Below are 16,687 nucleotides of genomic sequence, written 5' to 3' on the forward strand. Positions count from 1 at the left end.
GCAGCTGTCTGAACAGCAGGCCATTTTCTTATGATGTATCAAATTATACCTATAAAATGATGAAAAGTAAATGAAAGCCTAGTGAATCGCGGTTTTGAACTTACCGCCCCTCGTTTCATGGGTATTCATGATCGTAATAAAGGCGTTTTTATCAATTTCAAACACAATGGATTTCAATTTAGTCACTTCAAGCCTTGTCACGACCGCGTAAATGACTTCTTTGGATTCATCCGTATATCCGCCTTTTCCCTGAAGCTTGGTGGTTCCCCTTCCAAGCCGGTGCAAGATTGCGTCTGAAATTTCCGCATACTGATCTGCCACAATAATGACCGCTTTTGTTTCATCAAGCCCCTGGATCACAGCGTCAATCGTTTTCATGGCAATATAATAAGTCATGAAAGAATACATCGCCTGCTCCGGACCGAACACAAAACCGGCCCAAATAAAAATAAACACATTGATGAGCATAACGAATTCTCCGACTGAGAAGGGCAGCTTTTTTGTGAGAAGGATACCGAGTATTTCAGTACCGTCCATCGAGCCTCCGTTTCGGATGACAAGGCCTACCCCGAAACCGAGCAAAAGCCCGCCGAATACCGTCGCCAAAATAGGCTGGGTCGTAATGGCCTCCACATGGTGCAAGGAGGATTCAATCAGCGCTAAACCGACGATTCCAATAACAGTAGAGATGAGAAATGTTTTTCCGATATATTTATATCCGAAAATCATAAATGGAATGTTGAGTAACACAACGAATAAGGCGAAATTGAGGAGGGGATTGGACATAAAGAGGTGGTCTAAAATTAATGAAACACCGATAATGCCTCCGTCGATAAAATTATTAGGGACCAGAAACAATTCAATACTTACGGCGGCTGAACCCGCCCCGATCAGAATCATGATGACCCTGAAGATAAAGTGTAAAAATGATTCTCTTTTGTGCTGTTTATTTGGGGTCATAAAATCTCCTTTCCTGTAATAACTATTTTAAACAGTAAGCAACTTCATTTTACCATTAAAAGCCGTAACATTTTAATGATTTGCTCAATACATTATGTCTAAAGAGGTGAAAGTATCGATGATTTTAATACAAAGAATTATTTTGCAGCGGCTCAATCAAGTCACTGCGGACGATCTTCTGAAATATTCCAAGCAATACGGAATCAGCATTACGAGAAGTCAAGCGGCTGAGGTAGCGGCTCTGATGCACGGAAAAAACATCAATATTTTTGATGAACAGGAGCGGCTGCGCCTGCTGAAAAAAGTGGAAACGATAACCTCAAAAGAAACGGCTCGGAAAGTTGACGAACTTTTCAATCAATTCTCAGGATAAAAAAGGAGGGGCAATTCCCCCTCCTTTTTTATTGAGCTGATATTTTTTCAAGAAGCTCCTGATCAAACTGCTTTTCTTTCAGCATTTCGATTTCAAAACGGTACGGCGGCTTCTTATTTTTCTTGTCTTCGCCTACATACGGTGTTTCGAGGATTTTCGGAATATCGGCAAGCTGCTCGTGATGAACGATGTACTGCAGAGCGTCAAAACCGATCTCTCCGAACCCGATATTTTCATGGCGGTCTTTCCGGGCGCCTTTAATATTTTTACTGTCATTCACATGAAGGACTTTTATTCGATCGATGCCGACGATTTTATCAAACTCGTTAAGAACGCCGTCAAAATCATTGGCGACATCATATCCTGCATCATGGGTGTGGCAAGTGTCAAAGCAGACGGATAGATGTTCATTATGCGTAACCCCCGAAATGATCTCGGCCAGCTCTTCAAAGCTTCTTCCGCATTCTGATCCTTTGCCCGCCATTGTCTCCAGCGCAATCTGCACGTTTTGACCGGGAACAATCACTTCGTTTAAACCTTCAATGATTTTTTTGATGCCCGTCTCAGCCCCGGCTCCGACATGCGCTCCCGGATGAAGCACGATCTGTTTCGCGCCGATCGCTGCCGTTCTTTCAATTTCAGAACGCAGAAAATCAACACCCAGCTCAAACGTTGCCGGATTTGTCGTATTTCCGATGTTAATGATGTACGGCGCATGCACGACAATCTCATCGATGCCGTTTTCCTTCATATGGGCGCGGCCCGCTTCGATATTCAAGTCTTCAATTTTTTTGCGGCGCGTGTTTTGGGGAGCGCCCGTATAGATCATAAATGTGTTCGCCCCGTATGAAACGGCTTCCTTGCTTGCGGCAAGGAGCATATGTTTTCCGCTCATTGAGACGTGTGAGCCTATTTTCAGCAACCCGATTCCCCCTACTTTCCTCTGTTAGATTGGTTTCTTCTCTGCTTCTTTCTGATTTTTTCCATTTCGTAGCTCATTTTCTTTTTATAGCCCGGCTTTACTTTTTTCGGCTTTTTCACAAGGCGTTTCGCCATTTGGTCAGCCTCATTTGCCGTCTTTTTGCGATTTTTGCGGCGGTGGCGGTCATCGCCTTTCTTCCATTCGCCGTTTACAAGCTCCGCATATTCAAACACAATACCCATCTTTTCGAGTCTTACGAGCGCATCTTCGTCAGAAAGCTCATAAATGGTCAGTGCTTGGCCTGATGAACCGGCGCGTGCGGTTCTCCCGACGCGGTGAACATAAAAATCCAGATCGTCCGGAAGCTCATAGTTGATGACGTGGCTTACGCCTTTAATGTCAATTCCTCTTGCCGCAAGGTCTGTCGCAATGACATAAGTGAATTCCAGATCATTAATCTGCTTCATTACCTTCTTACGCTCACGCGGCGTTAATCCCCCGTGCAGAAGACCGATCCTCATGCCCTTTTCAGTCAGGTATTTCGCAATATGGTCAGCCGTGTTTTTCGTATTGGCAAACACAATGCCCAGATAAGGGTTCAGATGAGACATCATATCAAAAAGCAGTTTGTCTTTATCACGCTGTTTAGAAGGAACCAAAACATGTTCAATCTTTTCGGCTGTGATTTTTTTCGGCTCAACATGCGCGTACTTCGGATTTTCCATATACTTTTTCAAAAACGGCTTCAGCTTTTCCGGAATCGTAGCTGAGAACACAAGCATCTGAAGTTCTTCCGGCATCCGTGATCCGATGTAATCAACGTCTTCTAAAAAGCCCATGTCAAGCATCAGATCTGCTTCGTCAATGACGAGAGACTGCGCTTTATAGACGTTCAATGCCTGCGCCTTAATCAGATCCGCGATCCGGCCCGGCGTTCCGACGACGAGATGAGGCTGTGTTTTCAGCTTATCAATTGATTTTTGCTTGTCCGTCCCGCCGATGAAGCATTTTGTCCGGATCGGCTCATCTTCCGCACCCTGTGTGATTTTGAGCGCTTCCTGATGAATCTGATTGGCAAGCTCTCTCGTCGGCGCCGTGATAACAGCCTGCACCGTATCAGAACCCGGATCAATCCGATTCAAAATTGGCAATAAATAGGCGTGGGTTTTCCCCGTCCCCGTCTGGGACTGCCCGATCACGCTTTCGTTTTTCAGTACGGCAGGTATCAGCCGCTTTTGAATATCTGTCGGTTCATAAAAACCAAGGCGGTGAACTGCATCTATAATAAACGGTTTTAAGTTGTATCCATCAAATTTAGTTTCTTTCATTTTTCCCAGCTCCTTAAAGCGGCACATTCTGTGTCCATCATCACATTATAACCGATTTTACTTAAAAACACCATGTCTTGGGGGAATCCTGTTTTCGAGACAGAAAAGCAAATGCCCCCTCCGATGCATATTGTAATAGCAGAGAGACAGAAAGGAGGTACAAGTATGTTTCCACAGCAGCCGATGAGAAATATGGCGCAACAGGGCCGGCCGTTGATGAATCCGCGTATGATGATGGGAGGAAGACCGTCATTGCCGGGCCGGCAGCTGATGCAGCAGGGCCGGCAGCTTTTCCCTCAGCAGCAGATTGCCGGAGCGGGCCTGAGAAACGCAGGCACGGGCGGCGGAGGGGGCTTAAAAGGGATGCTTTCCCGTTTTTTACCCGGTTCAGGAGGAGGAAGCGCTGCCGCGTCGGCACCGGCGGCGGCCAGCGGAGGAGCAGGTGCAGGACTGCAGGGAATACAGAACCTGGCAAGTCCGGCATCCCTGTCGAGCATGCTCGGCAACGTTCAGAAGGTGCTCGGCGTGGCGCAGCAGGTTACGCCGATGATCCAGCAGTACGGTCCTTTAGTACGGAGTCTGCCCGCCATGATGAAGCTTTACAGCCAATTAAGCAGCAGCGATGATGAGAATGAATCTGACGAGACAAAAGAAACAGACGAACAGAACAAAAAGGATGAAGCTGAAAAAACAGATGAAACAGAAGCTGAAAACAAATCAGACGCCTCATCCAACACATCAAAGAAGACGTCTGAAAAAGCATCCGCTTCAAAAGAAAAAGACGCCGCACAGGCAGAATCAGCGGAACAGCCGCGTCCAAAAAGAACATCGGGCAGATCAAAGCCGAAATTATATATTTAACATTCTTTGATATCTCACGAAAGATTAGCTATAATGAGATCAGAAGAATGCAAGATTTGAGCCGTTTAACTACGGCTTTTTATATTGCCTCTACACTCACTTTTGATAGGAGGACATCTACATTGGACGTTATCAAAATATCGCCGCGCGGCTACTGTTACGGCGTTGTTGATGCCATGGTCATAGCCAAAAACGCGTCACTCGATAAAACACTGCCAAGACCTATATATATACTCGGAATGATTGTTCATAATAAGCATGTCACAGATGCGTTTGAGGAAGACGGCATTTACACGCTTGACGGCACAAACCGTCTGGAGATTTTAAAGAAGGTGGAAAAAGGAACCGTTATTTTCACGGCTCACGGGGTATCTCCGGAAGTAAGAAAAGCCGCTGAGGAAAAAGGGCTTGTTACGATTGACGCCACATGCCCGGACGTCACGAAAACACATGACTTAATCCGAAAAGTAAAAGCTGAAGGCTATCACGTCATATACATCGGCAAAAAAGGCCACCCCGAGCCTGAAGGAGCCGTCGGCGTCGCTCCTGAAATCGTTCATCTCGTTGAAACAGAAGAAGACGTGAGAAATCTCGATATTCAGGCTGAGAAATTAATCGTTACAAACCAAACGACAATGTCCCAGTGGGACGTCCACGATATTATGGAATCAGTCAAAGAAAAGTACCCGCACGTGGAATACCACCAGGAAATCTGCCTGGCCACACAGGTTCGTCAAGAGGCTGTATCGGAGCAGGCAAAAAAAGCGGACTTAACCATTGTTGTCGGCGATCCGAAAAGCAATAACTCCAACAGGCTGGCTCAAGTGTCAGAAGAAATCGCCGGAACAAAAGCCTACCGAATCGGAGACATCAGTGAACTGAAGCTCGAATGGCTGAAAGGCGTCAATACCGTCGCCGTTACCGCGGGCGCATCAACACCGACACCGATTACAAAGGAAGTCATCCGCTTTTTAGAGCAGTTTGACCACAACGATGAATCGACATGGCAGCTTGAACACAGTGTGCCGCTCAAAAAAATCCTTCCGAAAGTAAAAATAAAAAACTGAGGCCCGGGGCCTCAGTTTTTTTTATAAGAAGGTAAATGGGTTTGTATCTGTTTCGGAAGCGAAAATGCGCACGTCATAGTTTTTCTCTCCGGCCATTGCCGTAAGCTTCTCAGCCGTGCCTTTTCTCATGATCTTTTCAGCATAATGCCCCGGGTCCACGACGTTTAATCCCATCATCATCGCATCATGCGCTACATGAAAATAAAGGTCGCCCGTCACGTAAACATCTGCACCTTTCCGCTTTGCCTGATAAATATATTTATTTCCGTCCCCGCCAAGAACCGCGACTTTTTTCACCTTGCTGTTTCGCTCTCCGACCATCCGGACTCCGTTAACGTCAAACTTTTCTTTCACAAACAGAGCAAACTCTTCAAGCGTCATGTCCTGCTGAAGTTTTCCGATCCGGCCGAGGCCTTTTTCAAGCGGAGACTGCTCCACCGGATAAATATCATACGCCACCTCTTCATACGGATGGCTTTTTTTCAGCGCTTTTACGATGGTTTTCTCCATACTTGCCGGAAAAACGGTCTCAAGTCTCACTTCATGGACGAGTTCCAGCTCTCCCGTCTGTCCGATAAACGGGTCTGCCCCGTCCAGCGGCTTAAAGCTCCCGATTCCCTCAGAAGAGAACGCGCAATGGCTGTAATTGCCGATATGTCCCGCTCCGGCGTTGCCGAGTGCGGTTCTTACAGCTTCTTCATAGTCTTTCGGAACATATACGGCAAGTTTTTTCATCGGGTCCGAATATGTCGGGACGAGCACTTCTGTGTCTGTCAGGCCGAGAGCTTCGGCAAGCAGATCGTTAACACCGCCGTCCGCTACATCAAGATTCGTATGAGCCGCATATACGGCAATATCATGCTTTATACATTTCTCAATCAGTCTTCCGCCCGGCTGATCAGTGGTGATCTGTTTAAGCGGCCGAAAAATCGGCGGATGGTGGGCGATAATTAAGTCAACTTTTTTCTCAATGGCTTCATCTACCGTTTGTTCCAAAACATCCAGTGTCACCATGACATTTTTCACCGGCTTATTCAATGTACCGATCTGCAGTCCGATTTTATCTCCTTCCACCGCATAAGCCTTCGGTGAAAATTGTTCAAACAGCTGGATGATTTCCTGTCCGTTCACATGTTTAGGCATGTCCGATTACCTCCTTCAGCAGAGAAATCCGCTCTTTCAATTCAGCTAATTTTTCATGATTTTCATGCTTTGCGCTGCGGCTGATCTGTTCATAAATTTGTTCAGTATGCTTAAGTTCCTGGCTCCATTTCCGAAGAAACACTTCATTCCTCTCTTTTAACAAAAACGGACCCGCAAGCATTCCGGCAGCCATCGGCACGTCCCGATAAGGCGCATCACGGTCGCCAGTTTCCGCAACGAGGATTTCATAACACTTTCCGTCTTCTTCGAGAATCACTTCATCAAGCAGTTCATAGCCTTCCTGATACAGCCACTCTCTTATATGAACGGCATGAATATTCGGCTGCAGAATCAGCCGTTCACGCCCCGTCAATTTCGTTTTCCCCGATTCCAAAATATGAGCGATCAGTGCTCCGCCCATGCCAGCGATTGTAATGGCGCCGGCTTCTCCTTTTTCAAGGACGCTCAGCCCGTCACCTTTCCTTACGGAGATAAGAGTGCTTAAGTCCAGTTTTTCCACCTGCTGTTTGGCGGATAGATACGGCCCGTCTGTAATTTCACCGGCGATTGCCCGGCTTGCCAAATGATTCAAAACTGCATAGCAAGGAAGATACGCGTGGTCTGACCCGATATCAGCAACCAGGGCACCCGGAGGGATATATTCCGCCACAGACTGCAATCTTTTAGATAACTTCATTTCATTCACAATATCACAACTTTTCTCAGGTTCTTTTTCCTTTACTATCATATAAAAAAACCGCCCGGAATCCAAGCGGCGGATAGAGTTTTTCATATGTCTTTTATATAGGGACCGGTAAAGCTTTATTTAATGTCAGAAACCCATTTTGCCATGTCATCCAGCTTTTCGGCCGGCACAAGGCCCGCGGGCATCCCGTTGCCGCCTTTTTCAATTTTTGTTTTAATCTCAGCGACATCTTTTCTTTTGCCGACGCCTTTTAAGTTCGGCCCTGACACACCTTCATAGTTTTCTCCGTGACAGGTGATGCAGTTCGCTTTATAAATCTCTTCAGGTGAAGCGTTTGCAGTTTCCTTCTCGGCATTTTTGCTTTCACCGCCGCTTGCGATCTGATGCGCATCTCCATTGCCTTTTACAGCTAAAAAGAAAGTCAGCCCTATTCCCAGCACTGCAATGAGCAAAAAAGGAATCAGCGGATTCCACTTCATATCTCCATCCCCCTTTTTCATTCTCCCCCTATGTAAACACTTCTAATTCTAACTTATTTTTACAAAAAGTAAATGGTCTTGCTCAGCAATTTCATTGATTTCACAATTTATACAAAAAGCAAAAATAACTGTTTTGTTTATCACAAAATTATCTTTATTCTATTGTATAATGAATTGTATACGCTTACAATAAAGAATATAAATAAACTTATCTCATTTTCCCCCTCCCAGGACATGCCGCATTTTTTCCGAACTCATTTGCAAAACATATGCTTATCCAGTAAAATAAAGGTATATTATCCATATATCTTATACACAAAAAAGAACGGATCAAAAAGACCCGTTCCATTCTATTCGAGAAAATCCTTCAGACGTTTGCTTCTGCTCGGATGTCTCAATTTGCGAAGCGCTTTTGCTTCAATTTGGCGAATACGCTCTCTCGTTACTCCAAACACTTTGCCGACTTCTTCCAAAGTTCTTGTGCGTCCGTCATCCAGACCGAAACGGAGACGCAGCACGTTTTCTTCACGATCTGTCAACGTATCCAGCACATCTTCCAGCTGTTCTTTTAATAGCTCATATGCCGCATGATCCGACGGAGATGTCGCTTCCTGGTCTTCGATAAAATCACCGAGATGTGAATCGTCTTCTTCACCGATCGGTGTTTCTAAAGAAACTGGCTCTTGAGCAATTTTTAATATTTCACGGACTTTTTCAGGCGTAAGATCCATGTCTTCAGCAATCTCTTCCGGTGTGGGCTCTCTGCCAAGATCCTGAAGAAGCTGACGCTGCACCCGGATTAATTTGTTGATGGTTTCCACCATATGAACCGGGATACGGATTGTTCTCGCCTGGTCAGCGATGGCGCGTGTAATCGCCTGTCTGATCCACCAAGTCGCATACGTACTGAATTTATATCCTTTACGGTAGTCAAACTTCTCGACGGCTTTCATGAGACCCATGTTTCCTTCTTGGATCAAGTCTAAGAAAAGCATGCCGCGGCCGACATACCGTTTAGCAATGCTGACAACTAAACGAAGGTTTGCTTCAGCCAGTCTGCGTTTAGATTCCTCGTCACCCTCTTCAATTTTTTGAGCGTAGGTGATTTCTTCTTTAGCAGAAAGAAGATTTACCCGTCCGATTTCCTTAAGGTACATGCGGACTGGATCATTGATCTTTACGCCAGGCGGTACGCTGAGGTCATTAAGGTCAAATTCTTCTTCGGCTTTGGCAAGCTGTTGAATATTAGGATCTTCCGTTTCTTCATTTTCACTAATTAATTCAACACCTTGTTCTCCTAAAAATTCATAATACTCATCCATTTGGTCTGATTCAATTTCAAAGCTGGACATGCGTTCAGCAATTTCTTCATATGTTAAAACGCCACGTTTTTTTCCAGTTTCAGTAAGCTGCTCTTTTACCTGGTCTAATGTAAGTTCTGTTTCTGTTTCGTGGGTTTGTTTATCAGCCATTATGGATCCCTCCTTCCAAAGCTTGCAACGAATTCTAAAAGCGGTATGTTTCTTATCCGCCCCGGAAGCCTTCTCTCTTTTTCAGCATGCAGGGCTGCGGATAATAAATGACAATTCATGATGAGGTTAAGCGATCTATTTGCTCCTCCGCAAGGAATCATTGCCAATCAGAACGCAAGCCTCTTTTTGGTGTTACTTTAATGATCGGTTCAATGCAACAATTTCTTGAGCCAGAGACGCAGCTTTCACGAAGTCTTTCTGCCTCTCCGCATCCGCTCTTTCTGCTTCTTTTTCCTTTATCATTGACCATTTTCGGTGATCCAACACTTTTTTTACGTAATCGGATAACTCGGCCTCTGAGAGCTCCTCGTTTACTTGGAGCATCCCTATATCTGAAAGCAGCTGGCTGATTTCCTCATCCTGCATTCTCGCCATAAGATGCTGCGGCGTCATGTCAGCACCCTCTTCATAAACAGCGTACAGGTATGCTGCCAGCGCACGATGTCCGTCAATGTTAAATTCAAAGCCGACACGCTCAATCACTTTCTTTATGACGTTTCGGTCTCTCAGCATATGAGCGAGCAGAAGTCTTTCCGCGTTCTCATAGGCGGGACGGAGACGGCGCCGTTTCGCTTTTGTCTTCACCCGGGCCCGTCTTGTCTGCGGTTCGGCGTTTTTGTCGCCGGGGGCGTTTTGTCTGGCATAGATGGAAAGCTGTTCCGTCAAAGATTCTACCGAAAGAGAAAATTCAGAGGCGAGCTGCTTCACATACATTTCCTGCTCAAGCGACCCGGAAAGAGCGCTGATTTCTTTCAGCACTTCTTTCATGTAAGCGAGCCGGTCTCCTTCGTCAGATAAGTTTTTCCCTTTGCGGAAATATTGCATTTTAAAAGCCATGACCGTAACGCTTGCATCAATGATATCGGTCCGGAATTTTTCTCCGCCCCGGGTTCTGATATAATCATCAGGATCAAGCCCGTCAGGCAGCATGCTTACTCTTACCTTACAATCAGCTTTCTGGAGCAGGCCGGCCGCTTTCAGCGTAGCTTCGTACCCGGCTTTATCCGAATCGTAGCAGAGAATGACCTCCTGAACATTTCTTCTGAGGATTTTCACATGCTCTTCGGTGAGCGACGTCCCCATTGTGGCGATACTTTCTTTTACGCCTGAGCTGACGGCGGATATGACGTCAGCGAAGCCTTCAAACAGAACGGCTCTCTCCTCTTTCCTGATCGGCAGGCGCGCCTTATGAAAGTTATACAGCAGCTTAGATTTATGAAACAGCGGCGTTTCCGGGCTGTTCATATACTTCGGCTGCTGGCTTCCGAGCGCCCTTCCTGAAAAAGCCGCCACGGCTCCGTGGTGATCATGAATGGGAAACATAATTCTGTTTCTGAAACGGTCAAAATACCCGCTGCCGTCTTCCCTTCTGATCAGCAGACCCGCTTTTTCCATCATTTCTTCCTCAAAACCGCGCTTTTTCAAGAATTTCGTCATGAAATCCCAGGAATCCAGCGCGTAGCCGATTTCAAACTCATCTATGAGCTCTTTCGTAAAACCCCTTGATAAAAGGTAATCTAACGCTTCCTGGCCTTCCTTTGTATTTATTAGCAAATGATGGTAAAATTTCTTCAGAAGCTCGTGGGCTTCCGCCATCTTCTGCTCTCCGGAAGATTCAGGCCTGGATGCAGAGTGAATCGTTATATCATCAGGGAAATCAATCTGATATTTATCCGCAAGGTGAGAAACAGCTTCCGTAAATGAATAGCCTTCCATCTGCCGTAAGAAAGAGAAAACGTTCCCGCCCGCTCCGCATCCGAAGCAATGAAAGATCTGCTTATCGCTGGAGACGGAAAACGAGGGCGTGTTTTCCCCGTGAAACGGACAGAGCCCAAAGTAGTTGCGGCCTTGCTTTTTCAATTGGACATAATCACCTATGACTTCAACAATGTCTGCTGACTGCTGCACCTGATTAACTACTTCATCTGGTATGCGGTTTCCCATCTTATAACACTCCGTCGTACATTATTCGATGTTTTGATTTGAAATCCCTTCATCATTCGACAGGATTTTTTTAAGCAGGGTAACAAATCGATTCCGATCTTCTTTATTTAATTTTTTAGGTCCTTTGGAATGAATGCCGCTTCTTCTCATTTTGCCTGACATATGACGGCTCATCAGAGCGAAGTCAATCGTGTCTTCAGTATAAGAACGGCCCCTTTCCGATAAGACGGCAATATTTCTGTTCAGCAAAAGAGATGCTAAACCGATATCCTGCGTGACTACGACGTCTCCCGATCTCACATGGTTTGCGATATATAAATCTGCCGCTTCTTTATGAGGATCAACGTATACCCAGTTCTCGTCTTTGCTTCTGGAAAGCTGGTAGTGTTCAAATGATGCGACGAAAATAACCCGAACGCTGAATTGCGATGCAATGAGCATTATTTCCTCTTTTACGGGGCATGCGTCTGCATCGACAAAAATCGTCTTTTCTTTTTCATTTAGAAGACTAATTCTCCATCCCTCCATCAATCTCCTGCATAAAAACAAGCGAAATCGCATATGCTCCATGACTGCGGATCTATTTTGAGCTTTGTCGAAAAATTTCCGGGAGTTATTCTTGACATCTTACCCATAATAGTTTATTCGTATCACACGAAGCTTAAACCTAAAAATAAACATTTTATCACAATTTTTTATTATAATACAAACTTCGCGAAGATGCCATCCTTTTTGTTTATTCCCTATTTGCATACCCAAAAACCCAGGATAAAGCGTCCTGAGTTATCGGCCCTTTGTTTTGAGATGATGAATGATGTTCGCTGTTTCTTCGACCGCTTTATTCGAAACGTCAACGACTTGGCAGCCGATCCGGTTCACGATTTTCTCAAAATACTCCAGCTCTTCTTTAATTCTGTTGATATTGGCGTAAATGGCTTTGTCATTTAAGCCGAGAGATTTTAACCGTTCTTTACGTATATGGTTCAGTTTATCAGGGCTGATTTTTAAGCCGATGCATTTTTTCGGATCAACGCTGAACAGTTCTTCCGGCGGATCGACCTCAGGAACGATCGGCACATTGGCCACTTTCAGACGCTTATGGGCAAGATATTGTGATAATGGGGTTTTAGACGTTCTGGATACTCCGAGCAGGATGATATCGGCTTTTAAAATGCCTCTTGGATCCCTGCCATCGTCATATTTGACGGCAAACTCGATCGCCTCGACCTTTTTGAAATAATCTTCATCAAGCTGGCGGACGCGGCCCGGTTCATATTTGGCGGTCAGACCGTAAGCCGATTCCATTTTATCGATGAGCGGACCGATAATATCGTAATACAGCACATTCGCTTTTTCCGCTTGTTCAACCAGGTATTTGCGCATTTCAGGAACAACGAGCGTAAAACAAATAATGCCGCCGTCCGCTTTGGCGAGAGACACGACTTCATTAATGGTGCCGATATCTTCCACATAAGGTATTCTTCTGATATGCGTATCATCGGCTGAGCCGTTAAACTGGCTGAGCGAGGCTTTTACAACGAGTTCGGCGGTTTCTCCGACTGAGTCTGATACTACATAAATGATGCGATTGTCCATGTTATCCCCCCGTTAGTTTTCAAGCTTATATGATTTCATTTTCTGATAAACTGACAAGTATCTTAGTCATATTCGTTTTGGTAAACCGGCCGATGACCTCAAAGCCTTTATCCGTATCTTTAATAACGGGCAGGGCATCGATCTGTTTCTCAATTAAATACTTGGCGATGTCCATCACATAATCATCACGCCGGCAGACGGCGATATTCGGCATTCTTGTCATGATAATATGAACCGGTATTGAGGCAAGTTCCTGCTGGCCGATGCTCGCCCGCAGCAAATCTTTGCGTGACAGCACACCGACTAAGACAGCATCACGATCTACGACAAATAACGTGCCGACATCTTCTAAAAACATGGTGCAGATGGCATCGTATACCGAGACATTTTCATTGATGACAACAGGGATCGATTGAAAATCTTTCACTTGCAGCTTTTTCAATTTATCCGCAAGCAGCTGATTTCCCGTTTTCCCCGTATAAAAATAACCGACCCGCGGACGGGCCTCTAAGAAGCCTGACATGGTGAGTATGGCCAAGTCCGGCCGCAGCGTGGCCCTCGTTAAATTGAGCTGTTCTGCGATATGCTCTCCGGTAATCGGGCCGTTTTCCTTTACAATCTGTAAAATTTGTTCTTGCCGTTTATTTAATTCGATCGTACTCACCACCTTTATGGAAGGGTTTCTTTATCTATGTTTTCATTCTGTGATGTTTATGTAAAAGGGGAAAAGACGATTGCCGATCACACAGCAACCGTCTTTTTCTTTATTTTACAATAAGATGATTCATATTAGCAAAAGACTTGATTACATCTGCAAGAGCGGTCATTTGCGCTAAACGGTTGGTTTTTAATGCTTCATCGTCCGCATTTACCATCGTGTGATTAAAGTAATCTTCGATCGGCTCTTTTAATCCGCTGAGCACGGCAAGCGCCTGTTCATAGTTTTTGGAGGCAAAGCTTTCCGCGACACTGTCTTTTGTTTTTTCATAAGCGTCAAACAGCTTTTTCTCCTGTTCATTTTCAAACAGATCCGGCTTGATATCGCGGCTCTCGCCTTTTTTACTGATGGAGATAACCCGGCCGAGTGATTCAGCCGTTTCTTTAAAGCCGGGTGTGCCGAGGTGCTTCTCAAGCACTCTTGCCTTATGAACGGCTGCATACGGCTCAAGTTCTGTGCTGTCCAGAACGGCTTCAATAACGTCATGACGGATGTCTTCAGCGTTTAAGACGTATTTCAGACGCTGTGTAAAGAAATCAAGGAGCTCATTTTCTTTTTCCGTTTCTGTCAACGACAGCAGTTCTTTAAAAGAAATGCCCCAGTTGCGGTCGATCAGAATGGAAACAATGCCGCTTGCCTGACGGCGCAATCCGTACGGATCCTGAGAACCTGTCGGAATTACGTCAATGCTGAAGAAGGAAGCAATCGTGTCCAGTTTATCAGCTAACGCCACGACCGCGCCGGTAAAGGTTGAAGGCACTTCTCCCCCGGCCGCTCTCGGCATATAGTGCTCATTGACAGCGGCAGCGACGGCTTCATCTTCACCGAGCATGCGCGCATATTTTTCTCCCATCACGCCTTGAAGCTCAGGGAACTCATAGATCATATGTGTAACCAGGTCAAATTTAGAAATCTCTGCGGCGCGCTTCACAAGTTTTTGCGTCTGTTCATCCGCTTTCAGGCGGACGGCAAGTTTGCCCGCAATGGTGACCGCTCTTCTCACTTTATCCCCGAGGGAGCCGAGCTCTTCATGGAAAACGATATTTTCCAGTTTCTTCACGTTCTCATCAATGTTCAGCTTTTGGTCTTCTTTGTAGAAGAACGCAGCATCTGAAAGCCTTGCTCTCAGCACTTTCTCGTTTCCGCGGGCAACATTTTCAATTGCATGGCTGTTCCCGTTTCGCACCGTAATAAAATGAGGAAGCAGATTCCCGTTTTCATCTTTTACCGGGAAGTAGCGCTGATGCTCTTTCATTGTTGTCACGAGCACTTCTTCAGGGATAGAAAGAAACTCGGATTCAAAAGATCCGTAAAGCGCCGTCGGATATTCCACCAGATGGTTGACTTCGTTCAGCAGATCCTCATCGACCGGAATATTCCATTTTTTCTTGGCCGCAAGCGCATCCAGCTGGCTTTGGATCATTTGTTTGCGTTCTTTCGGGTCAGCAATGACGCTTTGTTCTTTCAGCAACTTTTCGTATGATGACGGCACATCAACAGATACTTCTTGGCCGAGAAAGCGGTGTCCCTGCGTGTTCCGGCCCGTCTCGACATTTGTGATTTCAAACGGAATGACATCTTTTCCAAAGAGGGCGGCAATCCATTTGATCGGACGGATATAACGCAGATCCTGCGTGCCCCAGCGCATGTTTTTCGGAAAATGCATTCCGGCAATCAAATTTTCCAGCTGCGGTAAAAGTGTCTTCGTCTCTTGTCCCGCCTGGAATTTTTGAACGAAGACATATTCCGTGCCGTTTACATCTTTTATATACAGGTCATCCACTCCGGCGCCTTGGCCTTTTGAAAATCCGATAGCGGCTTTTGTCCAGTTTCCGTCAGCATCCAGAGCGATTTTTTTCGCAGGGCCTTTTGCTTCTTCCTGAATATCAGCCTGTTTTTCTGCTACGTCTTTTATATATACTGCCAGACGTCTCGGCGTATTAAAAAGTTTCACTTCGCCGTGGGCGATATTTTTTTCAGCAAGCCAGCCGGTCAGCTTTTCACCGAGCTGCACCATGCTGTCATGTAAAAACCGCGCCGGCATTTCCTCGAGTCCGATCTCTAAAAGCAAGTCTTGTTTACTCATGGGAAGAGCCCTCCTCTTTAAGCATTGGGAACCCTAATTTTTCCCGTTCTTCATAATACGTTTTTGCCACTTTTCTCGCTAAGTTGCGGACACGGCCGATATAACCCGTCCGCTCTGTCACCGAGATCGCGCCTTTTGCATCAAGCAGATTAAATGTGTGAGAGCATTTCAGCACATAATCATAGGCCGGATGCACAAGCCCGTTATCCATTTGTCTGATCGCTTCTTTTTCATAGGTGCTGAACAAATGGAAAAGCATATCCACGTCAGATGTTTCAAAAGTATAAACGGAATGCTCATATTCAGCCATCATAAATAAATCTTTCACAGTAAATCCTGACGTCCATTCAAGATCAAAGACGTTTTCTTTATCCTGAATATATGACGCGAGACGTTCAATACCATATGTGATCTCAACGGACACCGGTTTACATTCAATTCCGCCCACCTGCTGGAAGTATGTAAACTGAGTAATTTCCATCCCGTCAAGCCATACTTCCCAGCCGAGACCTGCACAGCCTAAAGACGGGTTTTCCCAGTTGTCTTCTACGAAACGGATATCATGTTCAAGCGGGTCAATGCCGAGCGCACGCAATGAATCAAGGTAAAGCTCTTGAATGTTATCAGGCGACGGCTTGATAATGACTTGGAATTGGTGATGCTGATAGAGCCTGTTCGGGTTTTCACCGTACCGTCCGTCCGCAGGCCGTCTGGACGGCTCAACGTAAGCCACTCTCCACGGCTCCGGCCCGATGCTTCGTAAAAATGTATACGGACTCATTGTGCCTGCGCCTTTCTCCACATCATACGACTGCATGAGCACACAGCCTTCATTCGACCAGTGCTTCTGCAAGGTTAAAATCATATCTTGAATGTTCATTTCAAGCACCTCCACTTTCTCCATTCTTTTACAAGTGCGGCGGCAACCAAAAAACTCCCGTCTCTATGCTTGCCGGCCGCAAACATAGGGAC

Annotated in this window: 16 protein-coding genes; 3 read left to right on the top strand and 13 right to left on the bottom strand. The window is 45.7% G+C overall.

Features of this window, described 5'->3' with window-relative positions; translation table 11 throughout:
* Window positions 1-78: 78 nt before the first annotated feature.
* Window positions 79-960 (bottom strand): YitT family protein, encoded by an 882-nt coding sequence (locus ACWJJS_RS12920; protein WP_003153016.1) that lies wholly within the window; start codon window positions 958-960, stop codon window positions 79-81.
* A gap of 118 nt (window positions 961-1,078) precedes the next feature.
* On the opposite strand from ACWJJS_RS12920, the gene ACWJJS_RS12925 reads away from it, so the two are divergent.
* Window positions 1,079-1,333 carry a DUF2624 domain-containing protein gene (locus tag ACWJJS_RS12925; RefSeq protein WP_003153013.1) on the top strand — a complete coding sequence of 85 codons (255 nt, stop codon included), beginning with the start codon at window positions 1,079-1,081 and terminating at the stop codon, window positions 1,331-1,333.
* Window positions 1,334-1,361: 28 nt separating this feature from the next.
* Here ACWJJS_RS12925 and ACWJJS_RS12930 read toward each other — a convergent pair whose 3' ends face one another.
* Both ACWJJS_RS12930 and ACWJJS_RS12935 read right to left on the bottom strand, forming a co-directional pair.
* The gene (locus ACWJJS_RS12930; protein ID WP_015387993.1) at window positions 1,362-2,255 is read right to left on the bottom strand and encodes a deoxyribonuclease IV; all 894 of its coding nucleotides are present in this window, start codon (window positions 2,253-2,255) and stop codon (window positions 1,362-1,364) included.
* 11 nt (window positions 2,256-2,266) lie between these two features.
* Complete coding sequence (locus tag ACWJJS_RS12935; protein ID WP_454023627.1) at window positions 2,267-3,583, bottom strand: DEAD/DEAH box helicase; 1,317 nt, start codon at window positions 3,581-3,583, stop codon at window positions 2,267-2,269.
* 165 nt (window positions 3,584-3,748) lie between these two features.
* Between ACWJJS_RS12935 and vrrA the strand changes: the two genes are divergently transcribed.
* Window positions 3,749-4,444: a VrrA/YqfQ family protein gene (gene vrrA / locus ACWJJS_RS12940; protein WP_454023628.1), complete on the top strand. Its 696-nt coding sequence runs from the start codon at window positions 3,749-3,751 to the stop codon at window positions 4,442-4,444.
* A gap of 122 nt (window positions 4,445-4,566) precedes the next feature.
* Complete coding sequence (locus tag ACWJJS_RS12945) at window positions 4,567-5,511, top strand: 4-hydroxy-3-methylbut-2-enyl diphosphate reductase (RefSeq protein WP_077722602.1); 945 nt, start codon at window positions 4,567-4,569, stop codon at window positions 5,509-5,511.
* Window positions 5,512-5,532: 21 nt separating this feature from the next.
* On the opposite strand, the gene ACWJJS_RS12950 is transcribed toward ACWJJS_RS12945, so the two are convergent.
* The 10 genes from ACWJJS_RS12950 to glyQ form a co-directional block, all read right to left on the bottom strand.
* Window positions 5,533-6,654 carry a Nif3-like dinuclear metal center hexameric protein gene (locus ACWJJS_RS12950; protein WP_454023629.1) on the bottom strand — a complete coding sequence of 374 codons (1,122 nt, stop codon included), beginning with the start codon at window positions 6,652-6,654 and terminating at the stop codon, window positions 5,533-5,535.
* The gene (locus ACWJJS_RS12955) at window positions 6,647-7,351 is read right to left on the bottom strand and encodes a tRNA (adenine(22)-N(1))-methyltransferase (protein ID WP_038460841.1); all 705 of its coding nucleotides are present in this window, start codon (window positions 7,349-7,351) and stop codon (window positions 6,647-6,649) included. The genes ACWJJS_RS12950 and ACWJJS_RS12955 overlap by 8 nt, the downstream gene beginning before the upstream one ends.
* A 125-nt stretch (window positions 7,352-7,476) precedes the next feature.
* On the bottom strand, window positions 7,477-7,839 hold the full coding sequence (cccA, locus tag ACWJJS_RS12960) for a cytochrome c550 (protein ID WP_003152999.1): 363 nt from the start codon (window positions 7,837-7,839) through the stop codon (window positions 7,477-7,479).
* Between the two features lie 350 nt (window positions 7,840-8,189).
* Window positions 8,190-9,311, bottom strand: coding sequence for an RNA polymerase sigma factor RpoD (gene rpoD / locus ACWJJS_RS12965; protein ID WP_003152998.1), 1,122 nt, complete (start codon window positions 9,309-9,311; stop codon window positions 8,190-8,192).
* 192 nt (window positions 9,312-9,503) lie between these two features.
* Entirely contained in the window at window positions 9,504-11,315 is a 1,812-nt protein-coding gene (dnaG, locus tag ACWJJS_RS12970; RefSeq protein ID WP_454023630.1) for a DNA primase, read from the bottom strand.
* Between the two features lie 21 nt (window positions 11,316-11,336).
* Window positions 11,337-11,843, bottom strand: a complete 507-nt coding sequence (locus ACWJJS_RS12975; protein WP_014418404.1) for a YaiI/YqxD family protein — start codon at window positions 11,841-11,843, stop codon at window positions 11,337-11,339.
* A gap of 255 nt (window positions 11,844-12,098) precedes the next feature.
* Window positions 12,099-12,911: a pyruvate, water dikinase regulatory protein gene (locus ACWJJS_RS12980; RefSeq protein ID WP_071181854.1), complete on the bottom strand. Its 813-nt coding sequence runs from the start codon at window positions 12,909-12,911 to the stop codon at window positions 12,099-12,101.
* Window positions 12,912-12,936: 25 nt separating this feature from the next.
* The gene (ccpN, locus tag ACWJJS_RS12985) at window positions 12,937-13,575 is read right to left on the bottom strand and encodes a transcriptional regulator CcpN (protein ID WP_003152989.1); all 639 of its coding nucleotides are present in this window, start codon (window positions 13,573-13,575) and stop codon (window positions 12,937-12,939) included.
* Between the two features lie 100 nt (window positions 13,576-13,675).
* Window positions 13,676-15,715, bottom strand: coding sequence for a glycine--tRNA ligase subunit beta (glyS, locus tag ACWJJS_RS12990; protein WP_229154277.1), 2,040 nt, complete (start codon window positions 15,713-15,715; stop codon window positions 13,676-13,678).
* Complete coding sequence (glyQ, locus tag ACWJJS_RS12995) at window positions 15,708-16,595, bottom strand: glycine--tRNA ligase subunit alpha (RefSeq protein ID WP_003152984.1); 888 nt, start codon at window positions 16,593-16,595, stop codon at window positions 15,708-15,710. Before glyQ ends, glyS begins: the two co-directional genes overlap by 8 nt.
* Between the last annotated feature and the right edge of the window lie 92 nt (window positions 16,596-16,687).

This window comes from Bacillus sp. JK106, assembly GCF_053663355.1.

Excerpts from the sequence above, each read along its gene's own strand:
- rpoD (WP_003152998.1), bottom strand. The coding sequence starts at position 9,311 with ATGGCTGATAAACAAACCCACGAAACAGAAACAGAACTTACATTAGAC.
- vrrA (WP_454023628.1), top strand. The coding sequence starts at position 3,749 with ATGTTTCCACAGCAGCCGATGAGAAATATGGCGCAACAGGGCCGGCCG.
- ACWJJS_RS12925 (WP_003153013.1), top strand. The coding sequence starts at position 1,079 with ATGATTTTAATACAAAGAATTATTTTGCAGCGGCTCAATCAAGTCACT.
- ACWJJS_RS12950 (WP_454023629.1), bottom strand. The coding sequence starts at position 6,654 with ATGCCTAAACATGTGAACGGACAGGAAATCATCCAGCTGTTTGAACAA.
- ACWJJS_RS12980 (WP_071181854.1), bottom strand. The coding sequence starts at position 12,911 with ATGGACAATCGCATCATTTATGTAGTATCAGACTCAGTCGGAGAAACC.
- ACWJJS_RS12975 (WP_014418404.1), bottom strand. The coding sequence starts at position 11,843 with ATGGAGGGATGGAGAATTAGTCTTCTAAATGAAAAAGAAAAGACGATT.
- ACWJJS_RS12920 (WP_003153016.1), bottom strand. The coding sequence starts at position 960 with ATGACCCCAAATAAACAGCACAAAAGAGAATCATTTTTACACTTTATC.
- ACWJJS_RS12935 (WP_454023627.1), bottom strand. The coding sequence starts at position 3,583 with ATGAAAGAAACTAAATTTGATGGATACAACTTAAAACCGTTTATTATA.
- dnaG (WP_454023630.1), bottom strand. The coding sequence starts at position 11,315 with ATGGGAAACCGCATACCAGATGAAGTAGTTAATCAGGTGCAGCAGTCA.
- ACWJJS_RS12955 (WP_038460841.1), bottom strand. The coding sequence starts at position 7,351 with ATGAAGTTATCTAAAAGATTGCAGTCTGTGGCGGAATATATCCCTCCG.
- glyS (WP_229154277.1), bottom strand. The coding sequence starts at position 15,715 with ATGAGTAAACAAGACTTGCTTTTAGAGATCGGACTCGAGGAAATGCCG.
- glyQ (WP_003152984.1), bottom strand. The coding sequence starts at position 16,595 with ATGAACATTCAAGATATGATTTTAACCTTGCAGAAGCACTGGTCGAAT.
- cccA (WP_003152999.1), bottom strand. The coding sequence starts at position 7,839 with ATGAAGTGGAATCCGCTGATTCCTTTTTTGCTCATTGCAGTGCTGGGA.